Below are 25,909 nucleotides of genomic sequence, written 5' to 3' on the forward strand. Positions count from 1 at the left end.
TCAGGCCCAGCTGGTCGCCAGGTTGCCGGCGAGGCGTTCGTTGCGGCGGCGGGCAAGCAGGCCGACCTGTTGCAGCGACAGGCGGATGCCCAGTGCGGCCTGCAGCCAGCCGGAGCGAAATAGTCTGATGATTCTACTGTCGTCGAGCGCGGAGAGTGCCTCGCCGCTCACCGTGTAGAGACCGTTCAGCGACATCGTCTCGCCATCGTCGAACGACAGCGTGATATCGACCGGTTCGACTAGGCGTTCCTGCACGAGCGTGGCGATGAACTGCTCGGTCTGCGCGGCGCCGCTCATGAGTTGGCCGATCGCGCGCTGGATCAGCCGCATATCGTCCGTAGGGGCGCCGGTGTGGTCGAACAGCGGGATCGTGCCACCAGCAGCGAAGCGGGGATGGGCGAGGTCCACGGCGATGTTGTCATCGGCGGCGAAGAAGCCCTGGCGCTGCAGGTCGTAGGGAAGAAACGCAGCGTTTCCAGTGTCTGCGCCCTCAACCAGAATCTCACCCTGCTTGAATCCGAACAGGGCAACGATTGCGAATCGACCGGTGTCGGGCGACTTGGCGAGCATGACCGGGCAGCACGACGCAGCGCGTTCGACCTCGGAAACGACGATCTGCACCATGTGCGGATGATCGCCGCCAAGCGGGTGCATCGCGAGGGCGCGGTGCGCGTCCGTGTTGAGGATCTCTAGTTGCTCGGCCATTCGCCTCTCCTGCTTTCCCACGCATTCTTCGCCGTTTAAGGCCTGGGGCTAGGCCGCCATGTGCGCGCTAACATGCCATGTGTAACGCCATCCGTGGGGTTTGTGCAACAGCCAGCAGGGCTTGCTCCATTGCGCAGACAATTTAGTGTTGATAGCGCTACCTTCATCCGCTACACAGATCGGGCAAGGTGACGAACAGAGCGCCGGCATGGAGAGGCTTACCGGGTCACGACGCCCGGCATTTCCCTGCACGATCAGGCGCTGCCGTCCCGGCCCGTTGTTGCGGGCAGGTGGTATGGCCCGGTTCGTCTTCTTCCCGGGCGGGGGGGCCGTCAGAGAAAGCAGTGGAGAGGGTATGAGGACTTCAATCAATTCGCGGTTCCTGATCGGAGGAGCGATGGGCGTGATGGCGCTGGCCATTGCCCTGCCGGCCTGTGCCGCAGAAGCCCAGCCGGAGCCGGCCGCCGCCGACGCTGCCGACATGCAGCCCGCCGATGCGGGTAGCGGCACCGAAATCGTCGTCACCGGCATCCGCGGTTCGCTGCAGCGGAACATGGAGATCAAGCGCGCCGCATCGGGCGTGGTTGACGCAATCTCTGCCGAGGACATCGGCAAGTTTCCTGATGCGAACGTGGCCGACGCAATCCAGCGCCTGCCCGGCATCTCGATCCAGCGTTCGGGCGCGCGCGGCGAAGCCACCGGCGTGACCGTGCGTGGCTTCGGTGGCGACTTCAACGACACGCAGTTCGACGGGCGCCACCTTTCGACCGCTTCGGGCAACCGCGCGGTGGACTTCACCACGATCGGATCGGACTTCGTCCAGACGATCTCGGTCTACAAGACGCCCGACGTCGAATATGGCGCGAGCGCGATCGGCGCGACGATCAATGTCGCGTTGCCAAAACCGTTCGATTCCAATGGCACCAAGATTGCGCTGAAGGCTTCCGGTTCGGTACAGGACCGCAATGGCAAGGTGACCCCTTCAGGGGCAGGGCTGTTCAGCACGACCTTCGCTGACGACACCATGGGCTTCCTTGCCTATGCGGCCTATCGCCGGGTCGATACCGATGCGAACCAGGTGTTCATCCCGGGCTGGATCGGCAACTACTTCTATGCCTGCCAGGCCAACCCGGCCTGTCAGACCAGCGACTTCACGCCGGCGAACAAGAACAAGCTTGGCTGGTTCCCGCAGCAGGTGGGCGCCAACCAGGTTACGACCAAGGACCAGCGTATCGACGGCCGCATCGCCTATCAGTGGCGGCCAAGCGATCGTGTGCTGTTGACGATCGACGGCAACTTCACGCGCCAGACGCTCAATACGGCCACATATGGCTATGGCGCCTGGTTCAACGGTGATGACCTGCGCAATGTGAAGCAGGATAGCAACGGCACCGTCATTGATTTCAACCAGTTCGGTACGCCGATGGACTTCAATGCCAGCCTGGCGCGGACGATCAACCAGACGCACATGATCGGCGGCAACCTGAAGTGGGAGGCCACCGACCGGCTGAGCTTCGATGTCGACGTGGCAGTTTCCCGTTCGGTGCTGAACCCGGGCAACAACGGCTACGACAATGCCATGGACATCGGCTATGGCGGCACCAACGGCGATCCCAACGGGCCGTTCCTGTCCACGGGCTGCACCTATCCCGCAGGCGCGGGTCCGACCACCCCGCCACTTTCGTGCACCAACTATTCGACCGTGCTGGGCGCCAACACCGGCGTCGCCATTCTCGGGCCGAGCAAGGACTTCCTGCCGAGCATCCACGACGTGGGTCCGGCTGGCAACGTTTCCAAGTTCACCGACCGCACGGTCATCGGCAGCCACGTGATCGCCGGCTTCCCCAACTACTTCACCGACCTGGTTCGCCAGGCGAAGATTGGCGGCAAGTATGACGGGGGCGACGTCAAGGTCCGCTTCGGCGCCAGCTACCAGGAGAACAAGTTCCACCAGGAAGGGCAGAACCCCTTCGTGAACGGCACGTTCTTCCGCTATGGCGGCTATGGCGCGCCTTCGGGCCGCACCGGAGCGGTGGCGCCGCTGCCTGACAGTGTCTATCAGGGCACGATCAACACCAACGGGTTCATCCCCGGCTACAAGGGCGATCTGGCCCCGGCGATCATCGTGTATGACCCGGTGGCCGTCTACAAGGTTCTGGAAGCCACGGGCCGCGGCACCACTGCCCCGGCGTTTGACCCATCGTCCGTGCTCAACGTGCGCGAGCGGACATTCTCGGCCTATTTCAACGTCTCGTTCGACACCGAACTGGGCAACATGCCCTTCCATGTCAGCGCCGGCGTGCGCGATGAGTACACGAAGCTGACTTCGGGTGCGATCGGCCGCAATCCGGTGGTGCTGGAAACGGTGCCGACCGACCCGACGCTGATCAACGTCAAGACCTATACGCCGCAGCAGGACATCACCCGGCAGTCCAACTACAACTATGTCCTGCCCTCGATCGACGTGAAGCTGGAGGTCACGCCCAAGCTGACCCTGCGCTTCGACGCGTCACGCACGCTGACGCGCCCGGCGCTGGGAGACCTGCGCCCGACAATCAACCTGGGCACCCTGCGCAAGGGCAGCCTTGCCGCATCGGGCGGCAACGCCAACCTCAAGCCGTACCTTGCCGACAACCTCGATCTCGGGGCCGAATACTACTACGGCAAGAATTCGTACTTCGCGGTCAACGGTTTCATGAAGTTCATCTCGAACTTCATCGTTGGTGGTGTCAGCACGCAGACGATTAATGGTGTGATCGATCCGTTCACCAACCAGCCCGCGCAGTTCCAGGTGAACGGCAAGGTCAACGGTCCGGACGGCGTGGTGCGTGGCGTGGAAATCGCGTGGCAGCACGTGTTCGGCGAGAGCGGCTTCGGCTTCAACGCCAACGGCACGTTTGTGAGCACCAATCGCAACTTCGATCCCAAGGACATCTCGGGTTCGGCGTTCGCGATCACCGGCCTGGCCAATTCGGCCAACTTCGTGGGCTTCTATGACAAGAATGGTCTGGAAGTGCGCGTGGCGGCCAACTGGCGTGATAGCTACCTGCTGCAGCTTGGGCAGCGCCAGGGTGGCACCTTTGGGGCCGAGCCGGTCAACGTGAACCGGCAGTTCCAGATCGACGCCAGCGCCAGCTACCGCATCACCCAGCAGTTCTCGGTGTTCGGTGAGGCGACGAACCTCAACAATTCGACCTACAGCACCTATGGCCGTTGGTCGAACATGGCGCTCGATACCTACTCTTATGGCCGACGCTTTGTCTTCGGCGTGCGTTTCAACTACTGATCTAACGAGAAGGCGGCGCCGGGATCCATCCCCCGGCGTCGCCGACAAACAGGATGGCGGAGCAGGACGCGAATGGTGCGGGAAGTGCGCGATGTCGTGATCGTCGGTGGCGGCACGGCCGGATGGTTGACCGCCGCGATCATCGCCGCAAGGCACAAGGCCCGCATCGGCCACGATTTCTCCGTTACGCTGGTCGAATCCCCCAATGTGCCGATCATCGGCGTGGGCGAGGGGACTTGGCCCACACTGCGCTCCACCCTGAAGAGCGTGGGCATTTCCGAGACCGACTTCTTCCGCGAATGCGACGCCGCGTTCAAGCAGGGCGCGCTGTTCGCCAAGTGGACCACCGGGGCGGACGATGACGCCTACTACCATCCGCTGGTGCTGCCGCAGCGGTTCGGCGAGCTGAACCTGGCGCCGCACTGGCTGGCGGGGACGCTGGTGGAAGGCGGCGACAACGGCGAGACGTTCTGCGACGCGGTGTGCCCGCAGGGGCGCATCTGCGACGAGAACCTGGCCCCGAAAAGCATGACCAATGCCGAGTACGAGGGGCAGGCCAACTATGCCTACCACCTCGATGCCGGAAAATTCGCCCCGTTCATGCAGCGCCACTGCACCGAAAAGCTGGGCGTGCGCCACGTGCTGGCCGACATGCGGCGGGTGATCCAGGACGAAAGCGGCGATATCCGCGCGATCGAGACCGAGCAGGCGGGCGAGATCGCCGGCGACCTGTTCGTGGACTGCACGGGTATGCGCAGCCTGCTGCTGGGCGAGACGCTGGGCGTACCGTTCAGGGACTGCAACGACATCCTGTTCTGCGATACCGCGCTGGCGGTGCAGGTGCCCTATCCCGATGCGGACGCGCCGATCGCCACGCACACCATTTCCACGGCGCAATCGGCGGGCTGGATCTGGGACATCGGCCTGCCGACCCGGCGCGGGGTGGGGCATGTCTATTCCAGCCGCCACATCAGCCGCGAGGACGCCGAGGCCGAGCTGCGCGCCTATATCGGGCCGGCGGCGGACGGGCTGAGCGTGCGCAAGATCGACATACGCTCCGGCCATCGCGAACTGTTCTGGAAGAACAACTGCGTGGCGGTGGGCCTTGCAGCGGGCTTCCTCGAGCCGCTGGAGGCATCGGCCATCGTGCTGATCGAGCTGTCGGCAAGGATGATCGCCGACCAGATGCCCGCGCGCCGCGAGGTGATGGACATCGTGGCGCGGCGCTACAACGAAAAGACGCTGTATCGCTGGGGCCGGATCATCGACTTCCTGAAGCTGCACTATGTGCTGAGCCAGCGGCGCGACACCGCATTCTGGCGCGACAACATGGACCCGGCGACGATCCCTGAGCGGTTGCGCGACCTGATGGCGCTGTGGCGGTTCCAGCCGCCGTGGCTGCACGAGGAGTTCGACCGGGTGGACGAGGTGTTCCCCTCGGCGTCCTATCAGTACGTGCTCTATGGCATGGGCTTCCGCTCGGAAGTCTCGGCCCGCACGCTTGAGCCCGAGGTGCGCGATGCGCGGCGGGCGCGGCGGGAGAATGCCGACAACACCGCGCGGATGCTGACAAGCCTGCCACGCCACCGCGACCTGATCCAGCGCATCATCAAGTACGGCCTGCAGCCGGTCTGACCGACGCAGCAAAGCCTGCCGGGTCGCGACCGGAACAGAACACCAGAGAGGACCACCCGTGACCAAGAGTTCGACTTTGCCGCGCAGGCTTGCGCGTATGCTCCTTTCAGCGACCGCGGTGGTAACGCTAACGTCCATTTCTGCGCAGGCCCAGGGCGCGGCGGGGCAGGACCCGCGGGGCGAAGCAGACCGGCTGGCCGCGGCGCTGGTGGCGAAGATGACCACCGATGAGAAGGTGGAGCAACTGCTCAACGTGGCGCCGGCGATCCCCCGGCTGAACGTGCCGGCCTACAACTGGTGGACAGAAAGCCTGCACGGCGCGGGCGGGGCGGTGCCGACGACGAATTTCCCCCAGTCGATCGGCCTTGCCGCGACGTTCGACCCGGCGCTGGTGCATGACGTTGCGCGGGTGATCAGCACCGAGTTGCAGGGGCTGCACACGCTGGCGCGGCAGACCGGGCATCTGGGCAAGATCGGCACCGGGCTGGATACCTGGGCGCCCAACATCAACATCTTCCGCGATCCGCGCTGGGGGCGCGGGCAGGAGACCTATGGCGAGGACCCGTTCCTGACGGCGAAGCTGGGCGTCGCCTATGTCACCGGCATCCAGGGTGCGAACCCGGAGCTGCCCGACGTGATCGCCACGCCCAAGCACTTTGCGGTGCATTCGGGCCCCGAACCCAGCCGTCACACCGATAACATCATGGTTTCGCGCCATGATCTGGAGGATACCTATCTGCCCGCGTTCCGCGCCGCGATCGTGGAGGGCAAGGCCGGATCGATCATGTGCGCGTACAACCGCGTGGACGGCCAGCCCGCCTGCGCCAGCGACCTGCTGCTGAAGGACCGGCTGCGCGGGGCGTGGGGCTTCAAGGGCTATGTCGTTTCCGACTGCGACGCGGTGGTCGATATTTATGACCGGCACAAGTATGCGACCGATGCGGCTTCCGGCGTCGCGGTCAGCCTGCTGGCGGGCATGGACAACGAATGCAACACCGGCACGATCGGCGAAGTGAAGGGCCTTGCGGATCGCTATCGCGCGGCGCTGAAGGCCGGGTATCTGACCGATGGAGACCTCGACCGCGTGCTGTTGCGGCTGTTTTCGGCGCGATACCGCAATGGCGATCTTGCGGGCCTGAGCGCGCGACAGCCCAATGCCACGCCGGTGAGCGCGGTAGGGGCGCAGGCCGGCTGGGATCTATCGCTCAAGGCTGCGGAAAAGAGCTTGGTGCTGCTGAAGAACGGGGGCGTGCTGCCGCTTAAGCCCGGCGCGCGGGTGGCGGTGATCGGGCCGCTGGGTGATGCGACGCGGGTGCTGCGCGGCAACTATTCCTCGCCCAATTCGGCGCCGCCGATCTCGGTGGTAGAGGGCCTGCGCCGCGCGATGCCGGGCGCCAAGGTCGATTATGTGCCCTTCGCCCCCTCGATAACCGACGGTGACCTGGTGACGGACGGCAATTTCCTGACGCCCGATGGCAAGCCGGGCCTGCGCGCGGTCTATTATAACGCGCTCGACGCCTCGAAGCCGCGAGGGGAGCGCGCCTATTCCACCAAGCCGGTGGCAACGCGGATCGAGAGCAACCTTGCCAGCAGCGCGATGCAGCTGAAAGAGGTGAGCGACGCCCACCGCGTGGTTTGGGACGGCTTCTTCGTCGCACCGGAAAGCGGACTCTACAAGATGGGCGTGACCGGGGTGAAGGGCGCGATCGACGTGGGGGGCCAACCGACGATCGTGTCCGACCATTACTCGCTGTGGGGCGAGCCCCCCAAGTATGTGGAAGTGCAGCTGAAGAAGGGCGAGCGCTATCCACTGCACTTTGACATTGAGGGCGGCGGCGCGGCCGGGCCGGGGCTGTTCTGGAAGCGCATCACGCACGATCCGTGGGGCGACCTGGCGCGCGGCGCGGCCGAGGCGGACGTGCTGGTGGCGGTGGTCGGGCTGACATCCGACCTCGAGGGTGAGGAGATGCCGCTGAAGATCGAAGGGTTCGACGGCGGCGACAAGACCAACCTGGAACTGCCGATGGACCAGCGCGAACTGCTGATCCGCGCGCGCACGCTGGGCAAGCCGCTGGTGGTGGTTGCCATGAACGGCAGCCCGATCAACCTTTCGTGGGCCAAGGACAACGCCGACGCGCTGGTGGAAGCATGGTATCCGGGGCAGGCCGGGGGCCTGGCGGTGGGCAACGTGCTGTGGGGCAAGGCCAACCCATCGGGCCGGCTGCCGCTGACGTTCTACCGAGACATGTCCGAACTGCCGCCGTTCACCGACTATGCGATGAAGGGGCGCACCTATCGCTACTTCGCGGGCAAGCCGGTCTATGGCTTCGGCTATGGCATCAGCTACACGACGTTCGGCTATGGCGCACCGAAGGTGGAGCCTGTGGGCGCGAGCACCGCGAACGGCATCCGGGTGACGACGCAGGTTACCAACACGGGAAGCCGGGCGGGTGAGGAAGTGGTGCAGGCCTACCTGCGCTTCCCCGACCAGCCGGGCGCGCCGCGCATCGCCCTGCGCGGGTTGCAGCGGGTGGCGCTGCAGCCGGGCGAGAGCAAGGCGGTGACAATTGAGCTTTCCCCGCGCGACCTTTCAGCGGTGCGGCCCGACGGCACGCGGCAGGTCTTCGCCGGGACCTATCGCCTGTCCGTCGGCGGTGGCCAGCCGGACAGCGGGTTGCCGGCGAGCGAAACCACCTTTGCCGTAGATCGCGTGGTGGATCTGCCGAAGTGAGACGGATGCTGCCCCTGGCGCTCTGCGCGGCACTCGTACCCACGGTGGCAATGGCGCAGGCCGCGCCCAAGCCGCAGGTGACCGAGGCGTCTACCCCGCCGCCGGGCATCGCCTTCGTGCCGCACAAGGAAGCGCAGTTGTGGAAGGTCACAGCGCGTCCCGGCGATGGCAAGGGCGCCTTCGCCACCGGCACCTATCGCAACCTGTTCACCGAACTGCTCGGTGTTCCGCGCGACGAGGTGAAGGTCCGGATCGAGGCGACATGGCGCGCCTATTTCCATGGCGACGGGCAGGAGCAGCGGCTCTATTTCGAGACGGGCGCCAATGCCAATGGCACGCTCGCTTATATCACCGACTGGGCCAACAACGACGCCCGATCGGAAGGCATGAGCTATGGCATGATGATCGCGGTCCAGCTGGACCACAAGCGCGAGTTCGACGCGCTGTGGAACTGGGCCAAGACCTATATGCAGGTCACCGACCCGGCCAACCCCTCGTACGGCTATTTCGCGTGGTCGATGGGCACCGATGGCAGTCCGCGCAGCACCGGGGCCGCACCCGATGGCGAGGAATTCTTCGCCATGGCGCTCTATTTCGCGGCGAACCGGTGGGGTAATGGCGAGGGCATCTATAACTACAAGGCCGAGGCGGACCGCATCCTCACCGCGATGCGCCATCGCGAGGTGCGCAGCGGAACGCCGCCGTTCCGCATCCATCCTGACGACCCGGCGCCGTTCATCCAGCCCGACACGCCGTGGCCGAGCATCAACAACCGCGCCGAAGCCGCCGCGCTGGCCGCACAGGGCAAGGCGCCGCCCGCACCGTGGCGCGACCCCGCGCCACGGCCGCACGCGGTCGGCCCGATGATGCAGGAAAGCCATGCGATGATCCGCTTCGTGGCTGATGTCGGCTATCCGGGATCGGACGCATCCTATCACCTGCCCGCGTTCTATGAACTGTGGGCGCGCTGGGGGCCTGAGGCGGACCGCGCGTTCTGGGCCAAGGCCGCCGATGTCAGCCGCGACTACTTCGTGCGCGTGACCAACCCACGCACCGGGCTGGCCCCCGATCACAGCTATTTCGACGGGAGCACGATGCCGACCGGCACGGGCGAGCCCTATCCCTTCGGGTATGACAGCTGGCGTACGGCCAGCAACTGGTCGGTGGACGCCAGCTGGTGGGGCAAGGATCCGCACCAGAAGGGGCTGAGCACAGCGATCCAGACGTTCCTTGCTGGCGAGGGGATCGACCGGTTCGCCGATCGTTATACGCTTGACGGCAAGGCCCTGTCTGCGCGGCATTCGCCCGGCATGGTCGCGGCCACTGCCGTGGCGGGCCTTGCCGGAACGCCGGAGCCGCTGGCGCGCGCCTTCGTGAAGGAGTTGTGGGACACGCCCATGCCGCAAGGCGAGCAACGCTATTTCGACGGCATGCTCTACCTGATGAGCATGATGCACCTTTCCGGCGAATTCCGGGTGATCCAGCCGCGTTAGGTAGAAAGGGTCGTCCCGATCAGACGGACCGGCCGGCCCTTCACAAGACGTAGCGTGCGACGCACCGGGCCGAGGCGGACCTCGCAATCCTGTATTTCCATCGGGTGCAGCACGGCCTCGCAAAGCGCGCGATCGGCCCAGGCCAGATCGACCACCACGCCGCCGCGCGCCACCAACCCGGTTGCGCGGCCTTGCGGCCAGGCGCGAGGAAGGGCGGGCAGGAGATGGAGCGTTCCGCTGCGGCTTTGCAGCAGCATTTCCGTAATCGCCGTTGCCCCGCCGAAGTTGCCATCAATCTGAAACGGCGGGTGCGCATCGAACAGGTTGGGGTAAGTGCGCGCAGGTGCGAGCAGCGCGCGCAGGATTGCGTGCGCACGGTCCGCATCGCGCAGGCGCGCCCACAGGGCCATGCGCCAGGCGGTGGCCCAGCCGGTAGATTCATCGCCGCGCCGGTTCAGCGATACCCGTGCCGCCTGCGCCAGTTCCGGTGTGCGGTCGAGGTCAATCTGGTGGCCTGGATACAGCGCATAGAGATGCGAAACGTGGCGGTGATCCTGTTCCGGGGCGGCCTCGTCCCAGTCTTCGAGCCATTCCTGCAACTGTCCCAGCTTGCCGATGCGGTCGGGCGCGAGGCGCGCGCGGGTTTCGCGCAGCTCCGCCGCGAAGTCCGCATCGCGGCCCAGCAACAGGGCCGCATCCGCAGTGCGGTCGAACAGGTCACGCAGGATCTGGCGATCCATTGCCGGCCCGGCGCAGACCGAGGCGCCGAAGGGGTGGCGGTTCTCTGGCGAAATGGATGGCGAGGTCACCAGCCCCTGCGGCGTGGATTGCAGCGTATCCAGGAAGAATTCCGCCGCGCCGCGCATCAGCGGGTAGATTGCGGCAAGGTAGGCGCGGTCACGACCATGGTCCCAGCGATCCCACAATGCATTGCACAGCCAGGCACCACCCGTCGGCCACAGCCCCCAAGCTGCGCCGTCGATCGGGTTCGAAGCGCGCCACAGGTCTGTGTTGTGGTGGGCCACCCACCCGCGCGCGCCATAGACGATGCGGGCGGTCTTCGCCCCGCCTTGCGCCAGTTCGCGCACCAGGCGCAGCAGGGGTTCCGCACAATCGCCGAGGTTGGCGGGATCGGCCAGCCAATAGTTCATCTCGGTGTTGATGTTGATCGTGTACTTCGACCCCCACGGCGGCTTGGTGCTTTCGTTCCATATCCCTTGAAGGTTGGCCGGCTGCGTGCCGGGGCGGGACGAGGAGATCAGCAGGTAGCGCGCATAGGCAAAATAGAGCGCGGCGAGCGCCGGTTCATCGGCGTGGACATTGGACGCGATGCGCTCGTCCGTGGGCAATGGGCTGGCCGGGCCAAGGTTTATTGCGGCGCGACGATAGAGGCTGCGATGTTCCGCCAGGTGGCGATCGCGCAGCATGGCCCACGGGCGGCGGGCGGATGCAGCGATCTGTCTGGCGACGGTGGCGGCGGGATCCGCTGACGTGTCGCCTGGTCCACGATAGCTCGTGGCCAAGGCGATGCGGATCGTCGCGGCGCGTGCGCCCTTCACCTGCAAGTTCGAACCTTCAGGCTGGACGGTCCCGCCTTCCGTTTCGACGGCAATCCGTGCTGCGATCGTGAGCGCGCCGGGCACGCCCTGGTCGGCACGGTTGCGGCCCGCGACGCGCAGTTCGTTGCCTGCGGCCGTGACCGTCGCGTCCTGCGGGGTTTCAAAGCGCAGGGAGAAATCGAGCGGCTGACCGCTTGCCGAGAGGTGCACGACGATCACCTGATCCGGGGCGCTGGCCAGAACCTCGCGCGAAAGGATGGTATCGCCCATGGCAAAGCGGGTGGTGGCGATAGCGCGGTCGAGATCGAGTTCGCGGCGATAGGGTGCGGGTTGGCCCGGCAGGTCCATGTCGATGAACAGGTCGCCGAAGGTCTGGTACGACATCTGGCCCTGCGGACGGGCGATCAGGGTCTCGTTGGCGAGCGCTTCCGCCTCTGCAAAACGGCGTTCATCGATCAGCCGTCGCACCCGCGCCACGGCCTCCGGACCCGCCTTGGGATTGCGATCGTCATAGGGGCCGCCGCTCCACAGGGTATCCTCGTTCAGCTGGATGTGTTCGCCTGCCACGCCGCCGAAGACCATGGCGCCAAGGCGGCCGTTGCCGACGGGGAGCGCTTCGGTCCAGACGGAGGCGGGCTGGCGATACCACAGCAGGTCGGCGCCGGGTTGCTCGGTTGCGGCAACCGCGGGCAGGCGTGCAAGGCTGCTACCGGCCGCAACAGCGCCGGCCTTGATCACGGTTCTGCGGGAAAGGGGCATGCTGTTTCCGATGGCGGCGAAGGACGAGGACGACCCCACGAGCTCGCCAGGACGGCCCGGGCAGCACGAGGCTGTCTGGCAATAAGTATGATTAAATAGCGCTCTGTCCAGCCAAAAGCGGGCGGATCAACCCTCTGCCGGAGGATCGATATCGGCGAGCGCCAGTTCGATCAGCTTCTGCATGGCTGCGCGGGCGGCAGGGCCATTGCCATCCGCCACGGCGTCGAACAGCAGGCGGTGATCGGGCAGCGGATCGCGCGGCAGCTTCCGCTTGCGCTGCTTGTAGATCGTGGTCCAGCGCACGGCGGCGGAGATCGTGCTGGCGAGCGAGATCAGCGCCATATTGCCGGTGGCCTTCAGCAGCGTGGTGTGAAAGGCCTGATCCGCCGCCTGGCCGAGCGGGGAGGCGAGGGTGTGCCGGGCCATCTCCTCGAGCGAATGGCCCATTTGCGCCAATTGCGCACCGGTTCGTCGGGTGGCGGCGATTTCTGCGGCCGCAGGCTCGATGATCAGGCGCAGTTCGAACAGGTCGTCGATCGCCTGCTGGCTGGGCTCGCCCTCGAAGGTCCAGGCAAGGACATCGGGATCGAGGATGTGCCAGCGCGACGGGTCGGTGATCTTGGTGCCGGCCTTGGGACGGCTTTCGACCAGCCCCTTGGCGGCAAGGATGCGGATCGCCTCGCGATAGGCGGTGCGCGAGATGTGGTTGCGCTCGGCGAAATCGACTTCGCTGGTGAGCACGTGGCCGGGCGGATATTGCCCAGTCACGATGGCGATGCCCAGGTCGCGCGCAATGCTGCCGTGCAGTCTGAGCGATTTGTCAGACCTGTCGATCGTGTCCGTCCCGGCTACCTTCTTTCGCGACACGCCATGCTCCTTGCGCCCATTGCCCTATTTGTACGCAATTCGGGGGATGTCCAGCGCTTCAAGCAGGCGCAGCGTGCAAAGTCGTGATTGCGCGACGGGCATCACGGCCGGCGGAAGGTCCACCGGCCCGCGGGCGAGGCCGGATCGAACCGCACCAGTCGCGGCGTGCTGGCGCCCACGGCAGCCAGCGCCAGCGGGTGGAACGGATCGGGCATGCTGCTGGGCATGATGCGGAACGTGCCGTCGGTCAGCTGGTCGATCCGCCACAACTGTTCCTTCGCGCCGGTGAAGGCAGGCGCGGCGACCACGTCCCCGGTGGGTGTCGCGGCAAGCGCGCGGTTGGTGCCGGCAATCACGATCTTGACATAGGGCGCGCCGAACCAGCCGCCGGCGCCTGCCACCGGCTCGATGGTCCAGTGCTGGTGGGGGCGCACCATGTAGTCGCCCATGTCGACCGGGATCTCGCCAGCCGGCCAGCTGGCGCTGTTCTGGGCAAGGGTCTGTTCGGCCAGCGACTTGACCGGCTCCTTTGGCGGCCCGAACCCGGTCCAGGAGAAGGGCATGCGTACTTCGTCCACTGCCAGCTGCAACGCGCCGCCGCGCTCGGACTGGATCTCGTAAGTGCCGGGGCGAAGGTTCTCGTTGCCGACTGGCCAGCCGTCCTTCCAGGTGAGCGGCAGGATGGCGAGCACGCTCCGTCCCGAGCGGTCGAGGTCCGCCTCGTAGTGAAACGAGAACTTCTCCACACCATCGCCGAGGTCGACCAGCCCGAAGTGCCCGGCGCCCATGCCGCGCCCGTTGGAGCCCCAGACGAGCTTGCCGCCACCCTTGAGCAGGGGCACGCCGAAATTGTCGAGATAGGGACCGAGCGGACTACGCGAACGGCCGACGCGGATGTTGTAGGTGGAATTGGGGCCGTCGCAGCAGGTGCCGTGCGTGCCGAGCAGGTAGTACCAGCCATCGCGATACATCAGCGCGGTGGCCTCCATGTCGATGGCGATGTCCACCGGCTTGTTGCCGGGCAGGCGTTCAGCGGTTCGGGGATCAAGCTCGACTATGCGGATCGCGCCGAAATAGGTGCCGTAGCTGAGCCAGAGACGCCCTTCGGCAAGCAGGAAGGCGGGATCGATCGCGTCGTTGTTTTCCATCCCGTCGCTCGAGGCCACGGTGCCCACGTCGTGGAAGCCGAAGTCCTTCGAGGTGGGATCGAGCGACTTCGTCCACATGATCTTCACATCGCTGCGATGGCCGCCATTCATGCCACCGCCGCCGACCGCCCAGGCGACGAAGTAGCGGTCACCGAGCTTGATCACATCGGGGGCGACGCCGCCTCCGGGGCGGACCGGACCGCCGGTCCAGGTCCAGCCGTCAGAGGACACGAGCCCACCCTGGCCAGTGCCGAAGGTGTAGAAGCGGCCATCGGATTCCACGATGGTCGACGGATCGTGGATATAGGGTTCGCCTTCAAGCTGGGCGACGGGATTGGTCTGCGCAACGAGGCCGGCGGGAAGGAGCGCGAGGGCCACGGCGGCAAGAAGGAGTTTGGAGGGCATGGATCGTCTCTTCAGCGCAGGCTGATCTTGATGTCGCGGATCGGGGCGCCCTTGCCGTCGACGAAGCGGACGGCGAAGTCGCTCAGGCCGGGGCCGTTGATGACCGCGCCGGTCAGCACGTTGCGCCCCTTCTTCAGCGTGACGGCGGGCGAGACGACATCGTCCATCACCATCCGCCGATCACCGAACAGGGCGGCGGTTTCCGTGCCGTTGAGCCACCACATCGAGGCGGAGTTGGAGCCGACCGCGAGATGCGCATCTTGGATTTCGCGCGGGGCCTCGATCACCGTGGTCGCCCAGAAGATCACACCATAGGTAGGCTTGCCATAGGCGGCGGCGAAGTAGAACAGCTTGGCGTCCCATTGTGCTGCATCGAGCGCATGCCAGCGCAGCGTCGCGCCCCTGTGCGTGATGGCTGTGCCGTCGCGCGGTATCGTGCTGTCGATGCCGGATGGCCGATCATCCACGAAAGCCTGCCGTACGTAGGCGCTGGTGAACAGCTGGTTGGTGCGATTGGGCTTCACCATCGGTTCCAGCAGCATCCAGCGGCGGATGAAGCCCTCCTCGTCGGGCGATGCGCTTCCGGTGGAGGCTGGGGCGAAATAGGGTGCAAGAGCGGCCGGAGCCTGGCCAAGGGCTGGGGGCGCGGCAAGGCACAGCAGTGCACCTGCCGCCCTGCGCAGGCGGGTCAGTCGAATCATGGCATCCTCACGAATTTTTATTTGTATGAGTTAAAGTGAGGATGGGTTCAACCTGATTTATATGGGCTCGGTGCGAAAAAGGCCTGCCGGGCGTGGTGTCCCCGGCAGGCCTTTGATTGGTAAAGTCGTACCAGAAATCAGAAGCGGTTGAGCATGTTCTCCAGCCACTCCTGCCGGCCGGAAACCGGCGCGGGCTTGAGGTCCTGCGCCACGGCAAGGTCGGCGATTTCGGCAAGGCTCGACTTGCGGATGGTCTGGCCCAGTTCACCGTTCCACCCGGCGTAACGCTCGGCCCGGAAGGCGTCGATGCGGCCGTCTGCGATGATCGCCTCGGCACGCAGCAGTGCCTTGGCGATCACGTCCACGCCGCCGATGTGGCCGTGGAACAGGTCCACCGCATCGACCGACTGGCGCCGAACCTTGGCGTCGAAGTTGAAGCCGCCATCGGTGAACCCGCCCGCGCGCTCGATCTCGATACAGGCGAGGGTCAGTTCCTCGACCGAGTTGGGGAACTGGTCGGTATCCCAGCCATTCTGCGGATCGCCACGGTTGGCGTCGATCGAGCCGAACACGCCCAGCGCGCCGGCCATGGCGATTTCGTGTTCGAAGGTATGGCCTGAAAGCGTGGCGTGATTGGCCTCGATGTTGACCTTCACCTCGTTCTCAAGCCCGAAGCGCTTGAGGAAGCCATACACCGTCTGCGTGTCGAAATCGTACTGGTGCTTCGTCGGCTCGTGCGGCTTGGGTTCGATCAGGATCGTGCCCTTGAAGCCGATCTTGTGCTTGTGCTCGACAACCAGCGACAGGAACCGGCCGAAGTTATCCTGCTCGGTCTTCAGGTCGGTGTTGAGGATCGTGTCATAGCCTTCGCGGCCGCCCCACAGAACGTAGTTCGATCCGCCAAGGCGATGCGTCGCCTCAAGCGCATCGCGCACCTGGCTGGCGCCCCAGGCATAGACTTCGGGGCGGGGGCTGGTGGCGGCGCCGGCAAGGTAGCGCGGATGGCCAAAGAGGTTGGCGGTGCCCCACAGCAGCTTGCGCCCGTGGGCGGCCTGCAGTTCCTCCAGATGATCGACCGCGCGGGCAAAGCTGGCGCGGAATTCGCCGATGCTTTCGGCCGGCGCCATCACGTCAACATCGTGGAAGCAGTAGAACGGCAGATCGAGCTTCTCGACAAAGGCCAGCGCGGCTTCGCGCTTGGCGCGGGCGGCGGCTTCGTCCTGCGGGCCATTCAGCCAGGGCCGGTCGAACGTGCCCGCGCCGAACACGTCGCTGCCGGGCCAGCAGAAGGTGTGCCACATGCACACGGCAAAGCGCAGGTAATCCTCCATGCGCTTGCCGAAGACGACGCGGTCCTTGTCATAGAAGCGGTAGGCGAGATCGCTGGTGCTCTCGGGCCCTTCATAGCGGACGGTGGCGAATTCTTCGAAATAGGCTGCGGACATGGGGACTTACTCCTTGATGGCGGAAATCGCGGCATAGGCCGCGCGGAAACGGGTGCGCTTGGGTTCAAGGCGGGCAGCAAGATCAGCGTCGGGTTCGATCACCGCGCGAACCGGCGGGCGAGTGCAGACATCGACGGCGGCCGCGCCGGTTGCGGCCATCTGTGCGAGGCGGGCACCGCCCAGCGCGGGACCGACTTCGCCGCCCTGAAGGTAGACGAGCCGGACCCCCAGCACGCTGGACAGGATGCGTCCCCAGTGGGCAGAGCGCGAACCGCCCCCGATCACGCAAAGTTCATCGATCCGCGTGCCCGCGCTGCGCAGCGCATCGATGCCATCGGCATGGGCAAAGGCGACGCCCTCAAGCACCGCCGCCGCCATTCGTGCCGTGGTGCTTTCGTTGCCGAGGCCGAGGAACGCGGCACGGATGTGCGGATCGTTGTGCGGGGTGCGTTCGCCGGAGAGGTAGGGCAGGAACAGCTCATCGCCGCTGGCCGCACCGGCCTGCTCCGCCAGCGCGAAGAACTCGGCCGGGCCGGGCACGTTGCAGGCGCGCGCCGCCCAATCGATGCACGATGCGGCGGAAAGGTGCACGCTCATCTGGTGCCATATGCCGGGCAGGGCATGGCAGAAGGCATGCACCGCTTGGGCCGGGTTGGGGCGGAAGGCGGCATTGGCCACGAAGATCACGCCCGATGTGCCAAGCGACAGCATGCCCTGGCCATCACCCAGCACGCCCACGCCCAGCGCACCGGCAGCGTTGTCGCCCGCGCCGGCCACCACCGGCACACGGTCCATGCCCCAATTGCGCGCCACGTCATCACGGAGCACGCCGGTCACTTCGGGGCCTTCATGCAGGCGGGGCATATGGCCTTCATCCAGCCCGGTGGCAGCCAGCATATCGGCGGACCAGGCGCGCGCGGCCACGTCGAGCCATAGCGTGCCCGCGCTGTCCGACATGTCACTGGCCTTTTCGCCGGTCAGTGCCAGGCGGACATAGTCCTTGGGCAGCAGCACGGATCGCGTTGCCGCGAACACGTCGGGCTCGTGCTTGCGCACCCACGCCAGCTTGGGCGCGGTGAAGCCCGGCATGGCGATATTGCCAGTGATCTCCCGGCTGCGGGGTTCGGCTGCCTCGATCTCGGCACATTCGGCAAAACTGCGCCCGTCGTTCCACAGGATCGCGGGGCGCAGGGGCCTGTCGTCCGAACCCAGCAGGGTCGCGCCATGCATCTGCCCGGCAAGGCCGATGGCCCTGACCCCTGCGCGCAAGGTGCCATCGATGCCGAGCACCGCCTTGTGCGCCGCGTCCACCCAATCAGCTGGCGTTTGTTCCGACCACAAGGGGCGGGGGCGGGATACGGTCAGGTCGGAACTGTTCTGCGCCAGAACCTCGCCGGTTTCGGCGGTGATCACCGCCTTCACGCAGCTGGTGCCGACATCGATGCCAAGGAACATGAGGTTACTTCGCTTTCATCGGATCGATCGTCTGGATCGTGCCGTCTGGGTTAAAGGTCAGTTCGGTCACCTTCACGTTGCGCAGGTGGTTCTTGTTGGACAGCTGGGTGTCGGCATAGAACAGCCACCACTTGCCATCGTGCTGGATGATCGAGTGATGCGTGGTCCAACCCTGCACCGGCTTCAGGATATGGCCGGTGTACTTGAACGGGCCATAAGGACTTGAACCAATCGCATAGTTGAGGAAGTGCGTGTCGCCGGTCGAATAAGTGTAGTAATACTTGCCGTCTTTCTTAAAGACCCATGATCCCTCGAAGAAGCGGCGTTCGTGGTCGCCACCAAGTACGGGATTGCCGTCTTCGCCCAGGATCACCGCATCGCGTGGCGTCTCGGCAAAGGACTTCATGTCCGGGTTCATCTTCGCGACCTTGCCAGAAAGCGCGGGCTTGTCGTCCTGCTTCAGGTCTGTGTCGGACCCGTTGGGGTCATAGGTCCCGGTCGCCCAGCGCTGCAGCTGGCCGCCCCAGATCCCGCCGAAATACATATAGGCGGTGCCGTCTTCGTCGGTGAACACGGCCGGGTCCATCGAGAACGAACCGGGGATCGGCTCCTTTTCAGCCACGAACGGCCCCGTCGGGTTCCTGGATGTGGCGACGCCGATCCTGAACGCGCCCAGTCCGTTCTTGTCCTTGGATTTGTCTCGCGCAGGGAAATAGAGATAATAAGTGCCGTCCTTGTAGGCCGCATCCGGCGCCCACATCTGCTGCGAAGCCCAGGGCACGTCCTTCAGGTCAAGCGCCACCGGCCCCACCGTCACCTTGCCGCCAATCTTGTCCATCGAGAGGACACGGTAATCGCGCATGGCATACTGGTTGCCCAGATCGTCGTCGCCCGTCTCGGTGTCGATATCGTGCGAGGGATAGACATAGATCTTGCCGTCAAACACGTGCGCTGAAGGATCGGCGGTGTAGATTTCGCTGACCAGCGGCTGGTCTCGAAATGCGCTGGCCGGTGCGCCGCCATTGCCCGGCTGGGCGTCCGTTCCGGCCTTCGCACAGGCGACAAGGCCCATGGAACTGCCCAGGCACAGCGCGGCCACGATGATTTTCGCCTTCATCTTTTGACATCCCCTTGCAGGCCGATTCCCTCGGCCCTTGGCATGATTGCATGGCGAATGATAGCGCTACCTAAACAGAACGACAATCTGAAATGTTCGTTCTAATTATGCTGCTTCGAGATGCTTGGCAAGCAGTGAAAACGGCATCAGCCGTGGGTGCGCTCCCACGCCTCAACCAGCGCCAAAGCATTGGCCTTCACGTGTGCCGCATCATATCCGGGCCGGTAAAGGCTGCTGCCGATGCCGAAGCCGAAGGCGCCCGCCCCCAGGAACTCGGCCATGTTGGCAGGGCCCACGCCGCCCACGGCCCACACCCGCACAGAGGGGGGCAGCACCTCGCGGACCGCCTTCACATATCCGCTGCCCAGCGCCGATCCGGGAAACAGCTTCAGGTCCCGTGCCCCTGCAGCCACGGCGGCAAAGGCCTCGGTCGGGGTAAGGAAGCCTGGCAGGACATCCATGCCCAGGGCTTTCGATCGTGATATCACCGCCGGATCGGTGTTGGGCGATACCATGAACGTACCGCCTGTGCCTGCCAGTTGCTCCGCCAGTTCCGGGCTGGTCACGGTGCCACCGCCAATCGCGGCCTGCGTGCCCAGCGCGGCCGCCATCGCCGCAATGGAGCCCACCGGATCGGGTGAGTTGAACGGCACCTCGATCAGCCGCACGCCCGCCTCCACCAGCGCCGTGGCGATCGCCACCGCTTCATGCGTCTGGATTCCCCGCAGGATGGCGACGATCGGCGGCGTACCTTGGGCAAGAACCTCGTCGATGGTCATGGATGGCGGCTTTCGGTTGCGGCAAGGGAAGGGGCCAGCCCGGCGATGACCGCGGCCTCACCGTCGATGGTCTGCGCCGAACCGCCATGGTGCGCAAGCGCGCGGGCATAGAGCGTGGTCAGCGCGGGATCGCCGATCAGCACCAAGTCCTGTCTGCCCGCACCGAACTGCGCGGCTTCCGCGCCGATCAGCAACCCGGAAAGGTAACCCTGCGCCCAGTTGCCGGAGCGTCCGTCGATCAGGCGGGCTGCCCGCGCCTCGAACAGCGCCCCGGCCAGTGGTTCCGTCGACCGCGCCAGCCCGCGTGCAAATCCCTGGTCGAAGGTGCCTTCGCCGGAAGGGTCCTGCCCGCCCAGCGAGGTGTGCGTGGTGATTGCCGCAAACAGTTCGCCCGTGGGTGCGGTGCGGAACCCGGTGATCGCCCCGTTGCAGACGCGCACCCATTTGCCGTGCGTGCCGGGCAGGGCAAGCACGCGTTCCCCAGTCGCAAGTACAGGATTGGACACCATGGCGCCGAAAATCTGGGTCTCTTCGCCACGCATGACCTCGGGCACGCCGCTGTCGCGATGCGAAAGGCCGGGCAGCACCGTTATCGGGACGCCATCCAACGTCTCCTCCACCTGCGCTGCACGCCACGCAGCCTCGTCAGCGGGGCATGGGGTATAGGGCGCTGGGATGATCCCGGCTGGCGAACCTGCCATGCCACACAGCGTCACGCCGTCGATCCGGCCCGTTGATCGCCAATCGCCCAGCAACTCCTGCAATACATTAGCCGCTGGACCGGCCATCACGGAGGTGCCCGGTCCATCGCGCCGATCCACGATGTGCCCGTCTGCAATCAGGAACAGTCGCAGCCGGGTGCCTCCCCAGTCACCTATCACGCTGCGTCCGTCCGGCGCCATGGTCAATCCACGAACGGGTTGGTCGTCACCCGCGTGCCCCGCAGGAACGCGTCGGCCACCAGCCGCAGAGGGGCAACGTCCACATCGCTGCGCCCGGTGCGTATCAGCGTGGCGAACCGGGCGTAGAGTGCGGGATATTCATGATCTTCGGCGTGGTCGGTGCCCGTCGGCAGGGTCAGCACCGCACCGCCCTGTGACAGTTTCAGCGTACCCGCGTCGGTCTCCACCACGATGTCCCAGCTCTGCGGGCCGGTCTGCCGCCAATCTAGGTCCATGTGCAGCGCAGCCCCACCGGTATCGCTGAACGTCATGTCCGCAGCGATCGGCGCGACGCGGTTGGCCGGGATTTCCAGCTTGGCGCCGCGCAGGAAAATCGGCCGGGGCAGGATATGGGTGACGATGGACAGCGCATTGATGCCGGGGTCGAACACGCCGAGTCCGCCGGGCTCCCAGATCCACGCCTGGCCAGGGTGCCATACCCGCACATCCTCGCGCCAGGTGATCGTCACCCGCTCGATGGTCCGCTCCGCCAGCCAGGCCCGCGCCGGGGCCACGCCTGCGGCAAAGCGGGAATGCCAGGCCGCGAACAGCGATGCGCCCACCTTGTCGGCCTGCGCCTGCAGCGCCGCCACTTCGCCCAGCGTGGCGCCCGGCGGTTTCTCCAGAAACACGTGTATACCGCGGGCCAGCGCACTGCTGGCGAGGTCATGCCGCACCTGCGGCGGGGTGCACAGCGCCACCGCGTCCACTGCCGGTCCGCTCGCCAGCAGGTCATCCAGCCCGGCAAAATGCGGCACGCCTTCCACCCCCGGATCGTGCGGACTCACCGTTGCGGCCAGGCCGAAGGCACGGTTGCCGGCTATCGCGGGCAAGTGTTGGTCGCGGGCGATCTTGCCCATGCCGACAATGGCGATGCGGATCGGGTCCATCGTTTCAGAGTACCCTGACGGTCACCAGATCGGAAGCGTGCCCCGCGGTCCGGCTCAACGGGTTGCGGCAGGGCAGCGTGAAGGGCGCGGCCTCGATTTCGAACACGTCTCCCTCCTGCGTGCGCAAGGCATCGCTGAAGGAAAGCGTCGCCGTGCCGAAGAAGTGCACGTGCACATCGCCCGCGCGACGGAACAGCTCGTACTTGAAGTGGTGGTGTTCCAGGTTTGGCAGGCTGTGGCTCATGTTGGCCTCGCCGGTCAGGAACGGCTTTTCCCACAGCACTGCGCCGTTGCGAAGGATGCGGCTGGTTCCGCGGATATCGGCAGGCGCCTCGCCGATCAGCAGTTCCGGCCCCATCGCCGCGCGGCGCAGCTTGGAATGGGCCAGCCACAGGTAGTTGTGTCGCTCGGTCACATGGTCGGAAAACTCGTTGGCCAAGGCAAAGCCCAGGCGGAACGGGGTTCCGTCCGGTCCGATCAGGTAAACGCCAGCCAGTTCCGGTTCCTCGCCCCCGTCCTGCGCAAAGGCGGGCATTTCCAGCGCTTCATCGGGGCCGACAAGCTGGCTGCCATCTCCCTTGTAGAACCATTCAGGCTGCTGACCCACGCCGCCATCGGCGGGTTTGCCGCCTTGCAGACCTTCCAGGAACATGCGCATGGAATCGGTCTGCTGCGCGACAGCGGCGGCTTCGCGGTGCATCTTGTCGCGCCCTTCGGCTGAACCAAGATGCGTCAGGCCGGTGCCGGTCATCAGCAGGTGTGCAGGATCTTCGTGGTCGATCGGCACCAGAAAACGCCCGGCCGCGAATTCGGCCGCCAGATTGACCGGCGCGCCCGCAGGGCAGGCCCGCGCCTCCTGCGCCAGCGTCGTCCCGGCGGCGATGGCGCGCCGCGCCAGCTCGGTTGTGCGGCTGACGCCCTCCAGGATGTGGGCGACATCGCCATCGGCGAGGATGACGCTGCGCTTCCCGTCATCGGCACAGTGTTGCAGCAGGCGGAGGGCCATTGTCGGATACTCCCGTTTCGCGGTTCAGAGCGTCAGCACGCCGTCGATCAGGCGCGGTGCGCCATCGCCGCGCGCATCGTCGCGAAGTTCAGGCGGGAGCACGGCCGAGCTGAGATTCTGGTAGCTGACCGGGCGCAGGAAGCGGTCGATGGCAAGGCTGCCGACCGAGGTGGTGCGCGGGTCCGATGTGGCGGGGAAGGGGCCGCCATGGACCATGGCGTGGCACACTTCGACACCGGTGGGCCAGCCATTGGCGAGGATGCGCCCCGCCTTGATCTCCAGCGCCGGAAGCAGCGTAGCGGCCATTGCCTGATCGCTTTCATCCATGTGCAAAGTCACGGTCAACTGGCCCTCAAGGCTTCTCAGCACCGTCTCAAGCTCTCTCACGTTACGGCAAATCACCACGATGGAGGATGCGCCGAACACTTCGTGGCCCAGCGCCTTTTCGGCCAGAAAGGCCTGCGCTGTGGTGCGGAACAGCGCGGCATGGCCCTGCATCGCGCCACCGGACGGGCCTTCGGCCAGCTTGTCCACGCCGGGCGCGGACTCAAGCGCGGCGACGCCGCTGCGGTAGGCCTGACCGATGCCGCCGGTCAGCATCGTCTGCGCCGGGGCACCGCCCACGGCCTCGGTTGCAGCGGCGAGGAAGGCGTCCAGCCCTTCACCCTCGATCGCCAGTACGAGCCCCGGGTTGGTGCAGAACTGGCCCGCGCCCATGGTCAGCGAGCCGACGAAGGCCGTTCCCAGCGCCGCACCGCGCGCCTTCAGCGCTTCAGGCAGCAACAGCACCGGATTGATGCTCGACATTTCGGCATAGACCGGGATCGGCACGGGGCGCGCCTGCGCCAGCCGCACCAGCGCCAGGCCGCCGGCGCGCGATCCGGTGAAGCCCACCGCCGCGATGCGCGCGTCCTGCACCAGCGCGGCACCCAGATCATTTGAGGGTCCGACAAGGTGGCCGAATACGCCCGAAGGCAGCCCACACGCCGCCACCGCGCGGGCGATCGCCGCGGCCACCAGTTCACCCGTGCGCGGATGCGCCGGGTGGCCCTTGACCACCACCGGGCAGCCGGCGGCCAGCGCAGAGGCAGTGTCACCCCCTGCGGTGGAGAACGCCAGCGGAAAGTTCGATGCGCCGAACACCGCAACCGGCCCCAGCGGGATCATGCGAAGGCGCAGGTCGGGGCGGGGCAGGGGCTGGCGATCCGGCATTGCCGGGTCGATGCGCAGCTGCTGCCATGCACCCTTGCGGACCACGTCGGCAAACATCCGCAACTGGCCGACGGTGCGGCCACGCTCGCCTTCCAGCCGGGCGCGCGGCAGGCCGGATTCGAGCATGGCTGCTTCGATCAGCTCGTCGCCGATGCCGAGGATTTCGGTTGCAATGGCCTCAAGGAATGTGGCGCGGGTTTCCCGATCGGTGGCGCGATAGACGTCGAACGCGTCTGCAGCGGCAGCACAGGCGGCGTCGACTTCGGCCGGGCCATGGACGGCGAAGGCAGGGCCGGTGGGTTCACCCGTGGCGGCGGCCACGGAGCGGAATTCGGTCATCACAAATCTCCTGATTTAGTCTGACATATTATCAGACAGGGCGGAGCGCAATCCTGCTCGCGCCGCCTTTGCATTCAAATGGCGGGCCTTTCAGGCGGCTTCGGCCGTGGTTTTCGACCCCCACAGCGCATAGAACAGGACGTACAATTCACAGGCTGCGGTGAGGAGGAACGATGCCTGCAGGCCATAGGCATCGGCCAGCCAGCCCTGCACCACCACCAGCGCGCCACCCGCGATCGCCATAATCAGCAGGCCCGATCCTTCCTCGGTCAGAGGGCCGAGGCCCTTGATGCCCAGCGTGAAGATGGTGGGGAACATGATCGAGTGGAACAGACCGACGAGGATGAGCGACCACATTGCCGCCGGGCCTGTGCTGAACACCGTGACCAGCATCACCACGAACGCGCCCACCGAGAACGCCGCCAGCACCAGGGCCGCATCGACCTTTTGCATGATGGCCGATCCCAGGAACCGCCCCACCATCATCCCGCCCCACAGGAAGGTCAGGTACTGCCCGGCCTTTTCGTGCGTCAGGTTGGCGATGTCCGGCTGGCTGACGAAGTTCACGAACAGGTTGGCAACGCCGATCTCTGCGATCAGGTAGATGAAGATCGCGGGGATGCCGAAAACCAGGTTGCGATGCTTCCACAGCGAATGGCGCGCGCGCTCCTCCTTTGCCAGCCGCTGCGTGGCGCTGCCCATCGCGGGGAGGGGGAAACGCGCGATAACCAGGGCAAGGACCACCAGAACGGCGGCAACCAGGCCATAGGGCAGGATCACCGACTGCGCGTCGGCAAACCGCTCGGCCGGCGTGAGCACGACATCCGCCGCGGCCGTACCGCCCTTGGAACGCCCCAGGATCAGATAGGCACCGAACATTGGCGCCAGCATCGTTCCGGCCGAATTCATCGCCTGCACCAGGTTGAGGCGCGAGGAGGCGGTCTCGGGCTTGCCGACCACGGCGACATAGGGGTTGGCCGCCACCTGCAACAGCGTGATGCCGCTGGCGATGACGAACAGCATGGCGAGCGTAACGCCGTAGGACGGAATCGAGGCCGCCAGCATCATGCCCAGAGCACCCGCCGCCATGACCAGCAGGCCGATGACCAGCGACTTCTGGTAGCCGATCTTCTCGATCAGCTTGGCCGAGGGGATCGACGCGACGAAATAGGCGATGAACCACACGGATTCGATCAATGTTGTCTGTGTATAGTTCAGATCGAACACGCTGCGCAGGTGCGGCAGCAGCGTGTTGTTGATCACCGTGATAAAGCCCCACATGAAGAACAGGCTGGCCAGCAAGGTAAGCGCGGGCCCATAGCGGGTGCCGGATTCGGCCTGCTGCTGGGAACTGTCTCGAACGGACGCCACTGGCGGCATGGTCTGGTCTTCCTCTCTCTGGTCCCGGTGCCAGCCCGGGCCGCATAGCGTCTTGC

General features: G+C 65.8%; 18 protein-coding genes. 4 read left to right on the forward strand and 14 right to left on the reverse strand.

Annotation, left to right across the window (positions count from 1 at the left end):
* Nucleotides 1-705 (reverse strand): SapC family protein, encoded by a 705-nt coding sequence (locus POM99_RS06115; protein WP_277275964.1) that lies wholly within the window; start codon nt 703-705, stop codon nt 1-3.
* Between the two features lie 355 nt (nt 706-1,060).
* Between POM99_RS06115 and POM99_RS06120 the strand changes: the two genes are divergently transcribed.
* From POM99_RS06120 to POM99_RS06135, 4 genes are all read left to right on the forward strand, one after another.
* A complete protein-coding gene (locus POM99_RS06120) occupies nt 1,061-3,991 on the forward strand; it encodes a TonB-dependent receptor (protein WP_277275965.1) in 2,931 nt (976 codons plus the stop codon).
* Between the two features lie 72 nt (nt 3,992-4,063).
* Nucleotides 4,064-5,626: a tryptophan halogenase family protein gene (locus tag POM99_RS06125; RefSeq protein WP_277275966.1), complete on the forward strand. Its 1,563-nt coding sequence runs from the start codon at nt 4,064-4,066 to the stop codon at nt 5,624-5,626.
* Nucleotides 5,627-5,723: 97 nt separating this feature from the next.
* Nucleotides 5,724-8,357, forward strand: coding sequence for a glycoside hydrolase family 3 C-terminal domain-containing protein (locus tag POM99_RS06130; protein ID WP_277275967.1), 2,634 nt, complete (start codon nt 5,724-5,726; stop codon nt 8,355-8,357).
* Nucleotides 8,358-8,362: 5 nt separating this feature from the next.
* Nucleotides 8,363-9,850 (forward strand): family 8 glycosyl hydrolase, encoded by a 1,488-nt coding sequence (locus tag POM99_RS06135; RefSeq protein ID WP_277276000.1) that lies wholly within the window; start codon nt 8,363-8,365, stop codon nt 9,848-9,850.
* On the opposite strand, the gene POM99_RS06140 is transcribed toward POM99_RS06135, so the two are convergent.
* The 13 genes from POM99_RS06140 to POM99_RS06200 form a co-directional block, all read right to left on the reverse strand.
* The gene (locus POM99_RS06140; RefSeq protein WP_277275968.1) at nt 9,847-12,168 is read right to left on the reverse strand and encodes a glycoside hydrolase family 95 protein; all 2,322 of its coding nucleotides are present in this window, start codon (nt 12,166-12,168) and stop codon (nt 9,847-9,849) included. The two genes, POM99_RS06135 and POM99_RS06140, sit on opposite strands and share 4 nt — an antisense overlap.
* Nucleotides 12,169-12,294: 126 nt before the next feature.
* Nucleotides 12,295-13,035, reverse strand: a complete 741-nt coding sequence (locus tag POM99_RS06145) for a FadR/GntR family transcriptional regulator (RefSeq protein ID WP_277275969.1) — start codon at nt 13,033-13,035, stop codon at nt 12,295-12,297.
* 101 nt (nt 13,036-13,136) lie between these two features.
* Entirely contained in the window at nt 13,137-14,588 is a 1,452-nt protein-coding gene (locus POM99_RS06150) for a family 43 glycosylhydrolase (protein ID WP_277275970.1), read from the reverse strand.
* Between the two features lie 11 nt (nt 14,589-14,599).
* Complete coding sequence (locus POM99_RS06155; RefSeq protein ID WP_277275971.1) at nt 14,600-15,289, reverse strand: acetylxylan esterase; 690 nt, start codon at nt 15,287-15,289, stop codon at nt 14,600-14,602.
* A 137-nt stretch (nt 15,290-15,426) separates the two neighbouring features.
* A complete protein-coding gene (gene xylA / locus POM99_RS06160) occupies nt 15,427-16,734 on the reverse strand; it encodes a xylose isomerase (protein ID WP_277275972.1) in 1,308 nt (435 codons plus the stop codon).
* A 6-nt stretch (nt 16,735-16,740) separates the two neighbouring features.
* Nucleotides 16,741-18,189: a xylulokinase gene (xylB, locus tag POM99_RS06165; RefSeq protein WP_277275973.1), complete on the reverse strand. Its 1,449-nt coding sequence runs from the start codon at nt 18,187-18,189 to the stop codon at nt 16,741-16,743.
* Nucleotides 18,190-18,193: 4 nt separating this feature from the next.
* Nucleotides 18,194-19,306 carry a glycoside hydrolase family 43 protein gene (locus tag POM99_RS06170; RefSeq protein WP_277275974.1) on the reverse strand — a complete coding sequence of 371 codons (1,113 nt, stop codon included), beginning with the start codon at nt 19,304-19,306 and terminating at the stop codon, nt 18,194-18,196.
* Between the two features lie 146 nt (nt 19,307-19,452).
* Nucleotides 19,453-20,085, reverse strand: coding sequence for a 2-dehydro-3-deoxy-6-phosphogalactonate aldolase (locus tag POM99_RS06175; RefSeq protein WP_277275975.1), 633 nt, complete (start codon nt 20,083-20,085; stop codon nt 19,453-19,455).
* Nucleotides 20,082-20,987, reverse strand: a complete 906-nt coding sequence (locus tag POM99_RS06180) for a 2-dehydro-3-deoxygalactonokinase (RefSeq protein ID WP_277275976.1) — start codon at nt 20,985-20,987, stop codon at nt 20,082-20,084. Before POM99_RS06180 ends, POM99_RS06175 begins: the two co-directional genes overlap by 4 nt.
* 2 nt (nt 20,988-20,989) lie before the next feature.
* A complete protein-coding gene (locus tag POM99_RS06185) occupies nt 20,990-21,916 on the reverse strand; it encodes a Gfo/Idh/MocA family protein (RefSeq protein ID WP_277275977.1) in 927 nt (308 codons plus the stop codon).
* A gap of 4 nt (nt 21,917-21,920) precedes the next feature.
* A complete protein-coding gene (gene araD1 / locus POM99_RS06190) occupies nt 21,921-22,922 on the reverse strand; it encodes an AraD1 family protein (protein WP_277275978.1) in 1,002 nt (333 codons plus the stop codon).
* 24 nt (nt 22,923-22,946) lie between these two features.
* Nucleotides 22,947-24,473 carry an aldehyde dehydrogenase (NADP(+)) gene (locus POM99_RS06195; protein ID WP_277275979.1) on the reverse strand — a complete coding sequence of 509 codons (1,527 nt, stop codon included), beginning with the start codon at nt 24,471-24,473 and terminating at the stop codon, nt 22,947-22,949.
* A gap of 90 nt (nt 24,474-24,563) precedes the next feature.
* Nucleotides 24,564-25,853, reverse strand: coding sequence for a sugar MFS transporter (locus tag POM99_RS06200; protein ID WP_277275980.1), 1,290 nt, complete (start codon nt 25,851-25,853; stop codon nt 24,564-24,566).
* Between the last annotated feature and the right edge of the window lie 56 nt (nt 25,854-25,909).

The sequence above is a fragment of the Novosphingobium cyanobacteriorum genome (assembly GCF_029436685.1).
Classification (GTDB): domain Bacteria; phylum Pseudomonadota; class Alphaproteobacteria; order Sphingomonadales; family Sphingomonadaceae; genus Novosphingobium; species Novosphingobium cyanobacteriorum.